The sequence below is a fragment of the Klebsiella sp. F11 genome (assembly GCF_056712265.1).
Genome location: NZ_CM160060.1, coordinates 3,299,149 through 3,314,326 on the forward strand (window position 1 = coordinate 3,299,149; position 15,178 = coordinate 3,314,326).

Annotated in this window: 15 protein-coding genes and 1 pseudogene; 13 read left to right on the forward strand and 3 right to left on the reverse strand. The window is 57.3% G+C overall.

What is annotated here, in order from left to right:
* Window positions 1-127 precede the first annotated feature (127 nt).
* The 13 genes from pduL to AC1M2H_RS16395 all read left to right on the forward strand — a co-directional run bounded on the left by pduL (window position 128) and on the right by AC1M2H_RS16395 (window position 12,097).
* Window positions 128-820 carry a phosphate propanoyltransferase gene (pduL, locus tag AC1M2H_RS16335; RefSeq protein WP_480148144.1) on the forward strand — a complete coding sequence of 231 codons (693 nt, stop codon included), beginning with the start codon at window positions 128-130 and terminating at the stop codon, window positions 818-820.
* 59 nt (window positions 821-879) lie between these two features.
* Window positions 880-1,635 carry a flavoprotein gene (locus tag AC1M2H_RS16340; protein WP_480148145.1) on the forward strand — a complete coding sequence of 252 codons (756 nt, stop codon included), beginning with the start codon at window positions 880-882 and terminating at the stop codon, window positions 1,633-1,635.
* Window positions 1,617-1,889, forward strand: a complete 273-nt coding sequence (locus AC1M2H_RS16345) for a EutN/CcmL family microcompartment protein (protein ID WP_045854996.1) — start codon at window positions 1,617-1,619, stop codon at window positions 1,887-1,889. Before AC1M2H_RS16340 ends, AC1M2H_RS16345 begins: the two co-directional genes overlap by 19 nt.
* 20 nt (window positions 1,890-1,909) lie before the next feature.
* Window positions 1,910-2,413, forward strand: a complete 504-nt coding sequence (locus tag AC1M2H_RS16350) for a GlcG/HbpS family heme-binding protein (RefSeq protein ID WP_480148146.1) — start codon at window positions 1,910-1,912, stop codon at window positions 2,411-2,413.
* A 34-nt stretch (window positions 2,414-2,447) separates the two neighbouring features.
* Window positions 2,448-3,659, forward strand: a complete 1,212-nt coding sequence (gene tdcD, locus AC1M2H_RS16355) for a propionate kinase (protein ID WP_480148147.1) — start codon at window positions 2,448-2,450, stop codon at window positions 3,657-3,659.
* Between the two features lie 201 nt (window positions 3,660-3,860).
* Window positions 3,861-4,142, forward strand: coding sequence for a propanediol utilization system shell hexameric protein GrpH (grpH, locus tag AC1M2H_RS16360; protein ID WP_352410949.1), 282 nt, complete (start codon window positions 3,861-3,863; stop codon window positions 4,140-4,142).
* 21 nt (window positions 4,143-4,163) lie between these two features.
* Window positions 4,164-4,949 carry a propanediol utilization microcompartment protein PduB gene (pduB, locus tag AC1M2H_RS16365; RefSeq protein ID WP_480148148.1) on the forward strand — a complete coding sequence of 262 codons (786 nt, stop codon included), beginning with the start codon at window positions 4,164-4,166 and terminating at the stop codon, window positions 4,947-4,949.
* Window positions 4,950-4,993: 44 nt separating this feature from the next.
* Entirely contained in the window at window positions 4,994-6,502 is a 1,509-nt protein-coding gene (locus AC1M2H_RS16370; protein ID WP_480148149.1) for an aldehyde dehydrogenase family protein, read from the forward strand.
* A 25-nt stretch (window positions 6,503-6,527) separates the two neighbouring features.
* Window positions 6,528-6,827 (forward strand): BMC domain-containing protein, encoded by a 300-nt coding sequence (locus AC1M2H_RS16375; RefSeq protein ID WP_480148150.1) that lies wholly within the window; start codon window positions 6,528-6,530, stop codon window positions 6,825-6,827.
* A gap of 10 nt (window positions 6,828-6,837) precedes the next feature.
* Window positions 6,838-7,413, forward strand: coding sequence for a DJ-1/PfpI family protein (locus tag AC1M2H_RS16380; protein WP_480148151.1), 576 nt, complete (start codon window positions 6,838-6,840; stop codon window positions 7,411-7,413).
* A gap of 79 nt (window positions 7,414-7,492) precedes the next feature.
* Complete coding sequence (grpM, locus tag AC1M2H_RS16385; protein WP_480148152.1) at window positions 7,493-10,036, forward strand: glycyl radical diol dehydratase GrpM; 2,544 nt, start codon at window positions 7,493-7,495, stop codon at window positions 10,034-10,036.
* Window positions 10,037-10,141: 105 nt separating this feature from the next.
* Entirely contained in the window at window positions 10,142-11,059 is a 918-nt protein-coding gene (locus AC1M2H_RS16390) for a glycyl-radical enzyme activating protein (protein ID WP_480148153.1), read from the forward strand.
* Window positions 11,060-11,275: 216 nt separating this feature from the next.
* Entirely contained in the window at window positions 11,276-12,097 is an 822-nt protein-coding gene (locus AC1M2H_RS16395; protein ID WP_480148154.1) for an MIP/aquaporin family protein, read from the forward strand.
* A gap of 413 nt (window positions 12,098-12,510) precedes the next feature.
* Here AC1M2H_RS16395 and AC1M2H_RS16400 read toward each other — a convergent pair.
* The 3 genes and pseudogenes from AC1M2H_RS16400 to AC1M2H_RS16410 form a co-directional block, all read right to left on the reverse strand.
* Window positions 12,511-12,786 (reverse strand): annotated as a pseudogene (locus tag AC1M2H_RS16400) (BMC domain-containing protein); the annotation flags it as partial.
* 18 nt (window positions 12,787-12,804) lie between these two features.
* Window positions 12,805-13,989: a methionine adenosyltransferase gene (gene metK / locus AC1M2H_RS16405; protein ID WP_480148155.1), complete on the reverse strand. Its 1,185-nt coding sequence runs from the start codon at window positions 13,987-13,989 to the stop codon at window positions 12,805-12,807.
* Window positions 13,990-14,120: 131 nt separating this feature from the next.
* Window positions 14,121-15,173 (reverse strand): response regulator transcription factor, encoded by a 1,053-nt coding sequence (locus AC1M2H_RS16410; protein ID WP_480148156.1) that lies wholly within the window; start codon window positions 15,171-15,173, stop codon window positions 14,121-14,123.
* Window positions 15,174-15,178: the final 5 nt, after the last annotated feature.

Genomic DNA, 15,178 nt, shown 5'->3' on the forward strand with positions numbered 1-15,178 from the left:
ATCTGGACAAGTTTGTCCTTCGGTAGTCGGACGGTCAAAAAAGTCCTGCGTGACGGCAAAAAGCGCAGCGCAGGAGTGAATATTCTGGATAGTGCACCCTTTATCATTTTTTCAGGTCGTTGACGTTATGAATTACAACCAGCAGCAAGCCGAATTGATTACCCAACAAATTCTTCAGGAGCTGGCGGCCGGCGGCGCCCCGCTTAGCTCCCCGGAGCCCCATAGCCCGCAGACGCTGGAGATCCCCGTCGGTATCTCCAATCGCCACGTGCATTTGAGCCGGGAAGATATGGACGTCCTGTTTGGCTACGGCTCCACCCTCACCCGCATGAAAGCGGTCAAGCAGCCCGGCCAGTTTGCCGCGGAAGAGACCGTGACCCTGCGCGGCCCCAAAGGCGAATTAACTAAGGTCCGCGTGCTCGGCCCGCTTCGCAGCGCCACCCAAATTGAAATTTCCGTTTCCGACGGCTTCGCGCTGGGCATCAAGGCGCCCGTCAGGATGTCGGGCGATCTGCAGGACTCCCCCGGCGTTGACATCATCGGGCCCCGCGGACGGGTTACCAAAACGGGCGGCGCCATTGTCGCCTGGCGACACATCCATATTTCCCACGCCGAAGCGCAACGCTACGGCCTGCGCGACGGGGGGGAGATTGATGTCCGTATTGATGGCCATCGCGGCGGCATTCTGAGCCACGTTGTCGTGCGCGTGAGCGCCGACGCGGTGCTGGAAATGCATATCGACGTGGAAGAGGCCAACGGCTTCGGCCTGCGCAACGGCGATTGCGTGAAGCGCGTACTGACGCAGTGCCGCTATGGCTAACGGCCCCGAAATCCGGCGGAAAAGGTCAGAAGCGGTGCCTGACGCTGAGAAGGAAAACGATGGACTCACAACGACTCTCATACCTGGTCGACGCCATGATTGAGGACATTCTGCAACAGCGCAGATTGCGCCTGCAGACGCGTGACAAAGTCATGCACGTGATCATAAGCGGAGACGATCTGACGACGCTGCCCGCGACCCTGGAGTGCCTTAGCGCCCTGCACCGCTGCGGCTATTTGCTGGTCATGATCTTTTCCCACAGCGCCAGGCAGTCGTCGTTGCAGTCCTCCTGCCTCGATGCGCTGAGCCAGCGCGGCATCGAGGCGATCTGCGCGGGCCAGGAGGAGCCGCCGGCGGGTGAATCCTGCGGCGACGTCTATTTTCCGGCGCTCTCCGCCAATAGCCTGAGCAAAATCGCGCTGGGCATCCGCGATAACCTGGTATGCCGATGGGCATTTTATGCGCTCAGCAGGCAGAAAAAGGTCATCGTGACGCTCGGCGCCGAATGCCGGCCGGACAAAAACGGTTCGCTACCGCAGGCGTTCCGGGAGCGCCTTGCGCGCTACGCCGGCGCGCTTGCGGAGTATGGCTTCACCGTGATCGGCCAGCAGGCCCCCGGGCCTGCGCCAACGCCATCGGCCCACGTCCACAGGCAGCTGGTCACCCTCAGCGACGTGCGCCGGTATCACAAAGGACAGACGCTGCATATTGGCCACCGCGCGCTCATCACCCCCGCAGCCCGCGATGAAATCAGGGACCGCGGCCTCGTCATTGTTCAACGTCACCAGGAGGACGCATGTATCTGGCCAAAGTAACCGGCGCGTTAGTTTCCACCACCAAGCACGCCTCGCTTAATGGCGCGAAATTGCTCATTGTCGCCCGCCTGGATGAACACTATCACCCCACCGGCACCGCGCAGGTTGCCGTGGACTTTGTCGGCGCGGGCAACGGGGAAACGGTGATCGTGACGACAGGCAGCTCCGCGCGCATGAGTACCAGCAAAGAGCACTCCGTCATTGACGCTGCCGTTGTCGGCATTGTCGATTCGCTCGATCTTAACGGCCAGTAGCGTCCACGCGAGGAAAACCCATGCAGTCTGAACACAATACCGAGCTGGAACAGCGCATTAATGCGGCCATTGCGCGTCAGCTGTCGCCGCGCCACCTCTCTCTGAGCCTGACGGACGCCGCGCTGCTGGCGAAATATGCCAGCGATGCCGCAGAGGAAGCCAGCGTCCCCATCGTTTTCAGCCTCGTGGATGCCTGCGGTCAGCAGCGCTACTTCTTTAGCATGGATAACGCGCTGCTCGTCAGCCACACGCTGGCGGGGCAAAAAGCCTGGACGGCGCTGGCGCTGAGGATGCCGACGCACAGGCTGGCGGCGGAAGTGCAGCCGGGCGCCAGCCTGTATGGCCTGCAAAACGAGCCGGGGATTTGCTGCTTTGGCGGCGGATTGCCCTGCTGGTCCGGCGGTGCGCTGCTCGGCGCGATCGGTATCAGCGGCGGGAGCGTGGATGAGGATATTGCTATCGCCAGCGCGGCCCTCACGCGCTTCAGCCGCGCGCGATTTCCCCTCGCCCCCTTCAATGAATAGTTATCTAAAAAGAAAAAGAGAGACAGAGGTCATTATGTCGTTAGCGTCACTGGTGTTGGTCATTAACTGCGGTTCATCCTCTTTAAAGTTTTCAGCAATTCCGCTCAACGACGACGCCCCCGTGCTCTCCGGGCTGGCGGAAAGGCTCGGACTGGCGGACGCCTGTATTACGTTCAAAGACGCGGCGGGGAATAAAGGCGTTGAGGGGCTGGCCGATGCCAGCCACGTCGGCGCGCTGAAGGCGCTGTTCGCAAAACTTGAACATCTGGCGCTGCTCCCCCGCGTATGCGCTATTGGCCACCGCGTGGCGCATGGCGGCAGCGATTTCAAACGCTCCGCGCTGCTCACCGATGAGGTCATTGCCCGCATTCGCGAACTCTCCGCCCTCGCCCCGCTGCATAACCCGGCGAACCTGACGGGCATCGAGGCCGCAAGGTCGCTACTGCCGCATCTGCCGCAGGTTGCCGTGTTTGATACGGCGTTCCACCAGACCCTGCCGCCGGAAGCCTATACCTACGCCATTCCCCTGGCGTATCAGCAGCAGCATCAGGTCAGACGATACGGTTTCCACGGCACGTCGCACCGGTTTATCGCCGCAGAAGCCGTTGCGCGACTGGGCCTCGATCCCGCCGATCACGGCATTCTTATCGCCCATCTTGGCAACGGGTCGTCGGTATGCGCCGTCAAAAACGGCAAAAGCGTCGATACCTCCATGGGCATGACGCCGCTGGAAGGGCTGGTGATGGGGACGCGCTGCGGCGATCTGGACTTTGGCGCCGCGGCCTATATTGCTCGCTGTACCGGTCAAACCCTCGAGTCGCTGTACAAAATGGTGAATAACGACTCAGGCCTGCTGGGCTTATCCGGGCTCTCCAGCGACTGCCGCACGCTGCAGGAAGCGCGCAGTAAGGGCGATCCTCGCGCCGCGCTTGCCATTGACGTGATGGTGCACCGTCTCGCCCGTCATCTCGGAGCGCACCTCGCCTCGCTGCACCGCTTTGATGCCCTGATTTTTACCGGCGGCATCGGGGAAAACTCGGCGCTGGTGCGTGAGCTGACCGCCCGGCGGCTGGCCGTCTTCGGCGTACGTATCGATAAGGCGAAGAATGCGCAGATGGTTGCGGGCCATGAGGGCGTCATTTCTGCCCCCGGCTCGCCCATCGTGGCGGTCATTCCGACCAATGAAGAGAAGATGATCGCTCAGGACGCCGCCACGCTCTCCTGCGCCGTTGAGGGCGTCGCCTGAGTTTTGCGCTCCCTTGCCTGCGGGGAGGATTTTATTGTCCAGGGCCTGGCCGAATAACAAGAAAATCTCTCTGACGGGCAAAACATTTTGTCCTTAGCGCAATAACATCATAGTGCATGAATTTATTAGATAGATGGACTATCCCGCGTTGGGTTAATTCATTATTGACGTTTACTCTTACCTGTAAATATTGAGGTCGTTATGCAACAAGAAGCATTAGGCATGGTTGAAACAAAAGGTCTGGTATCCGCAATTGAAGCCGCAGATACCATGGTTAAATCGGCGAACGTGACGCTGGTCGGCTATGAGAAAATTGGCTCCGGGTTAGTTACCGTCATGGTTCGCGGCGACGTTGGCGCCGTGAAAGCGGCAACTGACGCGGGCTCCTCGGCGGCAGGTAAAGTGGGTGAACTGGTCTCCGTACACGTTATTCCGCGCCCGCATATCGAAGTGGAAAAAATTCTGCCGAAAGCTGTCAGTTAATAAAGACAGAGGATACTGACCATGAGAGATAATCTTGTTGAACAGATTATATCTGAAGTAATGAATAAACAGCCCGACGTCGCTACAAATAACAAAACGGCGGCCAGCTTTGCCGGCTGTGGCTTAACGGAGTTTGTCGGTACGGCCCTGGGGCATACTATCGGGCTGGTTATTGCCAATGTCGATCATCAGCTCCATGAGGTCATGAATATCGACAAGAAATATCGCTCAATCGGTATTCTTGGCGCGCGCACCGGTGCCGGCCCGCATATTTTCGCCGCGGATGAAGCCATTAAAGCCACCAACAGCGAAATCCTCTCCATCGAACTGGCCCGCGATACCGAAGGCGGCGGCGGGCACGGCTGCCTGATCATTTTCGGCGCGTCCGACGTGTCCGATGTGCGCCGCGCGATTGAGGTCGCCCTGTCTGAAATTGAGCGAACAATGGGCGACGTCTACGGCTCGCCGGCGGGTCACCTGGAATTCCAGTACACCGCCCGTGCCAGCTACGCCCTGAATAAAGCCCTCGGCGCACCGCTGGGTAAATCCTTCGGTATGACCTGCGCCTCGCCCGCGGCGATTGGCGTGGTGATTGCCGACGCCGCGGCGAAAGCGGCGGTGATTGAACCGGTGGGCTACGCCAGCCCGGCGAAAGGCACCAGCTTTAGTAACGAAGTGATCTTCACTTTCGCAGGCGACTCGGGCGCGGTTCGTCAGGCGGTGATTGCGGCAAGGGATGTCGGGAAGCAGCTGCTGGCCGCCCTGGATCCGACGCCCATCAAATCGACGACAACGCCGTACATTTGATGGCAAGCGGCAACCCGTGTGAAGTAGCGTAAGGAAAGTAGAACATGAACGATCTTGAAATTACCCAGGCCGTCTCCCGCGTCCTGGGTAAATACACCCAAACGGCGCCGGACGTCCAGCAACACCAGGCCCCCTCTGCATCGACGGCTCATGACCACGACGGCATTGAAGCTATTGTCGCCAGCGTGCTGGCGGATCGCGTCCGCGCGGAGCCTGCCGCCGCCCTTCCCTCCGACGATGGCGCTTTTGCAACAATGGATGAAGCCATCGCCGCAGCGCAGCGCGGGCAAATCCAGTATCGCCACTGCTCAATGCAGGATCGCGGCCGCTTTGTCGAGGGTATTCGTCAGCTCTTTCTGCAGGACGAGGTGCTGGAGGCCATTTCCGCAATGGCCGTGGAAGAGACGGGAATGGGTAACTATGCCGACAAGCTGGTGAAAAACCGCGTTGCCGCGCAAAAAACGCCGGGCGTCGAGGATCTGGCGACCGGCGCGCTGAGCGGCGACGGCGGTCTGACGCTAACGGAGTATTCGGCTTACGGGGTGATTGGCTCCATTACCCCCACCACCAACCCGACGGAGACGATTATCAACAACACCATCGGCATGCTGGCGGCGGGCAACACCGTTATCTTCAGCCCGCATCCGCGGTCGCGCCGCGTCTCTCTGCACTGCGTCGCGCTGATTAACCAGCAGCTGGCGCGCCTCGGCGCCCCGGCCAACCTGGTGGTCACGGTCAGCCAGCCGTCGATCGACAACACCAATGCGTTAATTCACGATCCCCGCGTCAACATGCTGGTGGCGACCGGCGGCCCGGCGATTGTGAAAACGGTAATGTCGTCAGGCAAGAAGGCGGTTGGCGCCGGCGCCGGCAACCCGCCGGCGGTGGTCGATGAAACCGCCAATATCGAGAAAGCCGCTCGCGATATCATCAACGGCTGCAGTTTCGACAATAACCTGCCCTGCATTGCCGAGAAAGAGGTCATCGTCGTCAACGACGTCGCGGATTACCTGATCCATTGCATGAAAAAAAGCGGCGCCTGGCTGCTGTGCGATAAGCAGCATATCCAGCAGCTGCAGGCGCTTGTGCTGAATGAAAAAGGGACCGGGCCAAATACCGCTTTCGTCGGTAAAGATGCGCGATACATCCTGCAGCAGATTGGCATTAGCGTGCCGGAGGAGATCAAAGTCGTGCTGATCGAAACCGAGCGTGACCATCCGTTCGTCGTGCATGAGCTGATGATGCCGATTCTGCCCGTGGTGCGGGTCGAAAATGTCGATGAGGCGATTGAGCTGGCGGTGAAGGTGGAACACGGGAACCGCCATACGGCGATAATGCATTCCACCAACGTGGAGAAACTCACCAAAATGGCGCGGTCGATTCAGACCACGATTTTTGTGAAAAACGGCCCCTCATATGCCGGTATTGGCGTGGGCGGCGAAGGTCATGCCACCTTTACTATCGCCGGGCCAACCGGGGAAGGACTGACCTCCGCGCGCACCTTTGCCAGAAACCGCCGGTGCGTGATGGTCGAAGCGCTCAATATTCGCTGATAGCAGCAGGACGGGTAGCCCAGAGATGAAAAACCGTATTATCAACGCGCCGACGCCGGAAACGCTGGCCATGTTGAAGCGGCGGATGCCTTCCGAGTCGCGCAACCGCCTGGAAACGGTGCGTATCGACGCTATCGGGTTGATTATGCTGCCGATACCCGATTTGTATTTTTTTGCCGATCGGGCCAGTAAAAGCGCGCATGTGGCGGTATCGGAAATCTTTGGCAGCTGCCCGCAGCATATCACGACGCTGGCCATATTCGGCGAAGTTGCCGCAGTGAATGAAGCCATGCGCATTATTGAGGATGATGCCAGTACATTCTGAGAGTTCGCTTATGAAAAGAATTCTGATGCTCGCAGGCGATTTCTCTGAAGACTATGAGGTCATGGTGCCATGGCAGGCGTTAAGCATGTTAGGTTTCAGAGTAGATGTTGTTTGCCCAGGAAAACGCGCCGGGGAATATATTAAGACCGCCATTCATGATTTTGAAGGCGATCAAACGTATACCGAAAAACCCGGACATTTATTTCGCTTAACCGCATCCTTTGATGAAATCAGGATGCAGGAGTACGCCGGCGTATATATTACGGGTGGACGCGCACCTGAATATCTTCGCCTGAATAAGTCGGTGCTGAACATTATTCATTATGCGAATAACTTTTCACTGCCCATTGCCGCAATCTGTCATGGACCACAAATTCTGGTGGCGGCCGGCGTATTGAAAGGCAAGAAGCTAACGGGATATTTTACCTTAAAATCAGAGGTTGAAATGGCCGGCGGCAGCTGGGTTATTGCCGCAGATGATGAGGCCGTCCTCGACGGCAACCTTGTCACTGCGGCCACCTGGATGGGGCATCCGGCAATATTACGTCAGTTTATGACCTTAATCGGCACCAGCATTATCCACTAGCGTACCCGGCACTGCCGTCAGGTTAAACAATTCAGGCGTGGTTACTCAATCACGCGCATATCATTTCGGGAGTTATTGTATGTTAGAGAAAGGCTTTACTAATCCGACCGATCGTGTTGTAAGACTCAAAAATACGATTCTGCATGCCAAACCCTATGTAGAATCAGAGCGCGCGGTGCTGGCAACCGAGGCTTATAAAGAGAACGAACATCTGCCTGCTATTATGCGCAGGGCAAAAGTGGTTGAGAAAATATTTAATGAATTACCGGTCACGATTCGCCCGGATGAATTAATTGTTGGCGCCGTAACCATTAATCCGCGCTCAACGGAGATCTGCCCGGAGTTCTCTTACGATTGGGTTGAGAAAGAGTTCGACACCATGGCGCAGCGCGTTGCCGACCCCTTTATTATTGAGAAAAAAACCGCCGAGGAGCTGCGCCAGGCATTTCAATACTGGCCGGGTAAAACCACCAGCTCGCTGGCCGCCTCTTATATGTCCGAAGGGACCAAAGAGAGCATGGGGAACGGCGTGTTCACCGTCGGCAACTACTTTTTCGGCGGCGTAGGCCACGTCAGCGTTGACTACGGTAAGGTGCTGAAAATCGGCTTTCGCGGCATCATTAATGAAGTGACCCGCGCGCTGGAGAATCTCGATCGCAGCTCGCCGGATTACATCAAAAAAGAGCAGTTCTATCATGCCGTCATTATGAGTTACCAGGCGGCTATCAGCTTCGCGCATCGCTATGCCCAGGAGGCGTCTCGCCTGGCGCGAGAAGAGCGCGATCCGGTTCGCCAGCGCGAACTGGAACAAATCGCCCAGAACTGTACCCGCGTGCCGGAATATGGCGCCACCACGTTCTGGGAAGCATGTCAGACATTCTGGTTTATCCAGAGCATGCTGCAGATTGAATCCAGCGGGCACTCGATCTCCCCGGGGCGCTTCGACCAGTATATGTACCCCTACCTTGCCGCCGACAAATCGATCGACAAAGAATTTGCCCAGGAGCTGGTGGACTGCTGCTGGATCAAGCTTAACGACATCAACAAAACGCGCGACGAAGTCTCCGCGCAGGCGTTTGCGGGCTATGCCGTTTTCCAGAACCTGTGCGTCGGTGGGCAAACGGAAGATGGCCGCGACGCCACCAACCCGCTGACCTACATGTGCATGGAAGCGACCGCGCACGTGCGCCTGCCGCAGCCCTCCTTCTCAATTCGCGTCTGGCAGGGCACGCCGGATGAGTTCCTCTACCGCGCCTGCGAGCTGGTGCGTCTGGGACTGGGCGTACCGGCCATGTATAACGATGAGGTGATCATTCCGGCGCTGCAGAACCGCGGCGTCTCCCTGCACGACGCCCGGGATTATTGCATCATCGGCTGCGTAGAACCGCAGGCCCCGCACCGCACGGAGGGCTGGCATGATGCCGCGTTCTTTAACGTGGCGAAAGTGCTGGAAATCACCCTTAACAACGGCCGTGCGGGCAGCAAACAGCTCGGCCCGGTTACGGGCGAGTTGACCCAGTACACCTGCATCGATGACTTCTACGCGGCGTTCAAAAAACAGATGGCGCACTTCGTGCACCAGCTAGTTGAGGCCTGTAACAGCGTGGATATTGCGCACGGCGAACGCTGCCCGCTGCCCTTCCTTTCTGCGCTAGTGGATGACTGCATCGGCCGGGGGAAATCCCTGCAGGAAGGCGGCGCAATCTATAACTTTACCGGCCCGCAGGCCTTCGGCGTGGCGGATACCGGCGACTCGGTGTATGCCATCCAGAAACAGGTGTTTGAAGACCGGCGCATGACGCTCCAGGAGCTGAAAGGCGCGCTGGATGCCAACTTCGGTTACCCGGTGGGGGCTAATCCGCAGGGCGCCGCAGGCAAAACGTCGCTGGGCGAGCAGGATGTCTATGAGGTGGTAAAACGCATTATCGACCAGCACGGTTCACTCGATCCGGCGGCGATCAAAAATGAAGTGTACCGCCAGCTCTCCGCTACCGGCGCGGCGCCAGCCGCCGGCGGCTCTCGCTATGAAGAGATCCGGCACATTCTGGAAAACACGCCATGCTTCGGCAACGACATCGACGAGGTGGACCTTGTCGCCCGCAACTGCGCGCTGATCTACTGCCAGGAAGTGGAAAAATACACCAACCCGCGCGGCGGTCGTTTCCAGGCGGGCATCTACCCGGTATCGGCTAACGTCCTGTTTGGTAAAGACGTGAGCGCGCTGCCGGATGGCCGCCTGGCGAAAGAGCCGCTGGCAGACGGCGTATCGCCGCGCCAGGGTAAGGATACCCAGGGCCCCACCGCCGCAGCGAACTCCGTGGCGAAGCTGGATCACTTCATCGCCTCTAATGGCACGCTCTATAACCAGAAATTCCTGCCCTCTTCTCTGGCCGGCGAGAAAGGTCTGCGCAACTTTGGCGGGCTGGTGCGTAACTACTTCGACAAGAAAGGGATGCACGTGCAGTTCAACGTCATCGATCGCAACACGCTGGTCGAGGCGCAGAAAAACCCGCAGCAGCACCAGGATCTGGTGGTTCGCGTTGCGGGCTACAGCGCTCAGTTCGTGGTACTGGCCAAAGAAGTTCAGGATGACATTATCAGCCGTACCGAGCAGCAGTTCTGATTTAGCCCCGTCAGGGCCATACCTACCGGTATGGCCCTGTATCAGACACGATTTTAGCGGCTATCCTGCGGTTGCCCGGTGGTCGCTTTTTTGACGAGTAATGTTATGAAGAGAGTCGAATACGATACCGAAGGCGTATTATTCAATATTCAACGCTATTCTCTGCACGACGGCCCCGGTATCCGGACAATCCCCTTTTTTAAAGGCTGCCCCCTCGCCTGCAGATGGTGCAGTAATCCGGAATCGCAGCGCCCGCAGCCGGAATTAATTTATAAAAAGAGCGATTGTATCCGCTGCGGAAAATGCGTTGCCGTCTGCAAGCAAAAGGCGCTATCTCCCGACAACCCTTTTTTTATCGATCGCGAGCGATGCATCCAGTGCGGCGACTGCACGCGCGTGTGCCCAACCCAGGCGCTGGAAATGAAAGGCAAACGGATGTCGGTGAGCGAGGTGATGCGGGAATTACAAAAAGAGGAAAATCTGTTTCGCCGATCCGGCGGCGGCGTGACGCTGTCAGGGGGAGAGCCGCTCGCCCAGCCGGAGTTCGCCCGTGAATTATTAAAAGCGTGTAAAGAAAAAGGCTGGCATACGGCCATCGAGACCACCGGATTTACCACGAAAGAGGTCGTTGAAGACGTATTCCCGTGGGTCGATCTGGCATTAACCGATATTAAAGCCATCAACCCGGCCGTTCATGAAGAGAACACCGGGGTAAATAACAGCAAAATTCTCGAGAACCTGATCCGAATTTCATTTATTACTAAAGTTATTGTTCGCATTCCGGTTATTCCCGGAGTAAACGACAACCCGGATGAAATCCGCGGCATTGCCGAGTTTGCCCGGCTAATGTCCGGCGTCGATACCATCCACCTGCTGCCTTACCACACCTTCGGGGAAAATAAATATAACCTGCTCGGTAGAATTTACCCTATGGGTGAAGCGAAATCGCACTCCGAAGATAAAATAGAAAGTCTCAAAAAAGTCGTCGAATCAATGGGGTTCCATTGCCATATTGGTGGTTAATCAGTAATAAAAAATAATACCGTTATTTTTATACTCTAAATAATTCGAGTTGCAGGACGGCGGCAAGGGAGTGAATCCCGATGAGCATACACCAGTAAGTGATTCGGGTGAGCGAACGTAGCCAACACACATGCAACTTGAAGTATGACGAGTATACATCCTTTGTACTCTCATAGCGTTAAGCGATAAATATAGTGCTTAATACAGGAAACTATCATGAGTAAATCTTACGAATCAATAACCGGGCCATGCATTGCAGAATTTATGGGTACCGGCCTGTTTATATTTTTCGGTACCAGCGTGCTGTGTGCGGCAAAGCTGGCGGGCGCCGGCTTTGGTCTTTGGGAAATCTGCGTGGTGTGGGGGCTCGGGATTGCGCTTGCCGTCTACCTGACCGCCGGCATATCCGGCGCGCATCTTAATCCGGCGGTGACAATATCCCTATGGATGTTTGCCCGTTTTGACGCCAGAAAAGTGGTGCCCTACATTGCGGCGCAAATGGCCGGCGCATTTTGCGGCGCGGCGTTAACCTACCTGATTTATCACAATTTATTTGCCGATTACGAGCATGCCCACCAGATGATACGCGGCAGCCAGGATAGCCTATTTCTGGCGAGTATCTTTTCAACGTATCCGGCCGCATCCATCAGCGTATGGCTGGCGGGGCTGGTGGAGATCATCATCACCTCAATTTTAATAGGACTTATCATGGCGCTAACCGATGATGGTAACGGCGTGCCGAAAGGGCCGCTTGCGCCCCTCCTGATCGGCCTGCTGGTTGCGGTTATCGGCGCAGCGACGGCGCCCCTGACCGGTTTTGCCTTGAACCCGGCCCGCGACTTCGGTCCAAAACTCTTTACCTATCTCAACGGCTGGGGATCGGTGGCCATGACCGGCGGCAGGGATATTCCCTACTTTCTGGTGCCGCTGATTGCGCCGGTTATCGGCGGGATCCTCGGGGCCGCGATTTATCGCTATTGTATCGGGCGTAATTTACCCGCCGCAAAAACCGAACAGGTGGTAAACCGCACCGCCTGACGGATAAAACGCGATCGACGCCGTCGCGCCTGCGGGTGCGACGGCGTTTTTGTTGATATTTACCGTCACCGGCCGGGACCTGCGCCCGAGGCGCACAAAAAAGCCACCCGCAGGTGGCTTGATTCCATAACGTTTTTTTAGCGCCGGGCGCCCTTTGCTCTTGTCCGCGGCGGCTTTTTATCGTCATGCGCTAGCGTTTCTGGCGCCTCTTCCGGGCTAAGTTCAGCGTCGCCTTCGCCCTGCGCGGGTAGCGCCTGCGGGGCGGGCGGGAGCGATGCCTCTGCTACATCTTCCGCCAATGCCAGGCAATCTGACGCGCCCGCCGCGGGCTCAATGTTGATAACCGCGATCCTCTCCTCTTTCCGTGCCGCTGCCGCCGGTTGGTCTTGCGTCACCGGTGCCGCAGGCTCGGACCCGCGGGCGATCAGCGCATCAATGCCCGCGGCGGTACGCGCAATGACCTTCCAGGCGTAAACCTGCCCTATTCGGTTTGCGGCGGCCACGCCGGCCGCGACCGCCGCGTTCATCGCCCCAACGTCGCCCGTTAGTTTTACCGCCACCAGCCCCCCGCCTTTCGTCAGCTCGTATCCGACCAGGTCGACATTCGCAGATTTCATTGCGGCATCGGCGGCTTCCACCGCCACAGTTAAGCCGACGGTTTCAATTAAGCCTAAGCTCTGCCCGGACATAACTTTCTCCTGTTATTTTCAATTCAATAAGGTATACGCGGGCGCGCACGCCTGGCCCGCCGCATCATCACGAAGCAGCGCGGCCTTATCGGTGAGCTCCCATGGAAAGATTTCACGACCAAAGTGGCCATAGCACGCCGTCTGGCGATAGCGGGGCGCGAGCAAATCGAGCTGCTGAATAATGCCGTAGACGCTCAGGTCAAAATGGTGTTCCACGAGGCGGGCCAGCGTTTCTGATGCCAGCCGCGAAGTGCCAAAGGTATTAATGCGAACCGCAACCGGCCGGGATACGCCGATGGCCCAGGCAAGCTGCACTTCACAACGTTTTGCCAGGCCGGCGGCAACAATATTTTTTGCCACATAGCGCGCGGCATACGCGGCGGAACGATCGACCTTAGAGGGGTCTTTGCCTGAAAAGGCGCCGCCGCCGTGACAGGCCGCGCCGCCGTAGGTATCGACGATGATTTTACGCCCCGTCAGGCCGCAGTCCGCAGCCGGCCCTCCGCTGATAAACGGGCCCGCGGGGTTAATCAATAAACGCGTTTTCGGCGTCAGCCACGATGAGGGAATGACCGGCTTAACGATCTCTTCGACGATCGCTTCACGCAGCGCGGCGAGCGAAACGTCAGCGCGATGCTGCGTTGAAACCACAATGGCTGCAGCGTGCTGTACGCGCCCGTCAGCATAGCACAACGTGACCTGGCTTTTGGCATCCGGCAACAATCCCTCCAGCCGGCGCGTTTTACGCAGTAGCGCCTGTCGCTCCATCAATCTGTGGGCATACAGCAGAGGTGCGGGCATCAGCTGCGGCGTTTCATCGCACGCATAGCCGAACGTAATCCCCTGATCGCCGGCGCCAACGGCGGACGAATCGCTGGCGCGGATGCCCCTGGCGATATCGTCCGACTGGCGGCCCAGCATGCTCATAACGGCGCAGGTCGCGCCGTCGAAGCCTTTCTCTGAGTCATCGTAGCCGATGGCTTTCACCGTGCTGCGCACAATCTGTTCGACGTCAATGTTTGCAGAGGATGATATTTCCCCGGCGAGGATCGCGGCGCCCGTTTTCACCAGGCACTCGCAGGCAACTTTCGCCCACGGGTCGCGCAACAGGTACGCATCGAGAATGGCGTCAGAAATCTGGTCCGCCATCTTATCCGGGTGCCCTTCGGCAACCGATTCAGAGGTAAAAAGGTATTCGTCCATGCCGGCGCCATATTAAAAGGAGAGTGCTTCATTTTAACGGCCGCCGTTTTTCGCGCAGGTAAACTATATTGCGGGGATAGCGGACTTTTTTGCGCTCACGCTTGCGGCAAGCGCAAAAAATCCCGGGGTAATCAGCACGCCTCCGGCGAGACGATGCGGCGGTAATCCGATGGGGCAATACCGGTCTCTTTTTTGAAGATGCGGCAGAAATAGTTCGCATCCTGCCAGGAAAGCTCCAGCGCGATCGTATTGACCTTTAGGTCGCTGAATTGCAGGAGCGATTTTGCCATGCTGATTTTACGGCTGGTAATGTAGCTCGAAAAGCCCGCGCCGATGGTCTTTTTAAATGCCCGGCTCAAATAGCAAGAGCTGACAAACGTTTTAGCCGCAACGTCATCAAGGGTGAGGTTTTTGAAGATATTTTTCTCAATGTGAAACTGCGCCCGGCTGACAAAGTCCATACTGCCGTTCGCGCCCTTGAATAGCTGCTCAAAAATATCATCGCTAAGGCTTAATAAGCCGGTCATGATGCGCCAGTAGTGGCCGGAGGATAATCCCTGCTGATGGATAGTTTGAATAATCGCGGCAGCTTTGTGACGGCAGGCAGCATACCTCTCCCCCAGTCCTGCAAGATGTTGCTGCAGTAGCTCAAGGACATCGGTCACCGTTTTCGAGCGATCGCTGCCAAAAGTCTGACCGGTGCAGGCCGCATCAAGGATGCTGAATAAAAAAGTGTGCCAGCCAGGGTAATCGCAGCGGCCGATCAGATCGCCTATCTTTTGTCGCAGCTCCCGGACGACCTCGGCCTCCTGCTCATCGACCAGCAGCGTTTTACGAATAGTATCGCTCAGGGTGCTTTGCTTCACCGGCTTCAGAAGATAGTCGTCAACTTTCAGGCTGAGCATATGGCGAACGATCTCAAAATCATCATTCGCCGTCGTCACAATCACCTTGGTCTGCGTGTTTTTCTGCTTGAGGTACTCGATAACCTGGTTCCCGTTCGGCAGCGGGATATTAATATCAACAAACATCATGTCGATTTGATCCAGCCGATCGATCAGCTGGATAGCCTTTCTGCCGGTTGATGCCTCATGAATGACCGAGTTTTCAACGCAGCGGGAAATAATACGCTTTAGCGATTCCGACTCGATATACTCATCTTCAACAATGACAATATTATACATACGCA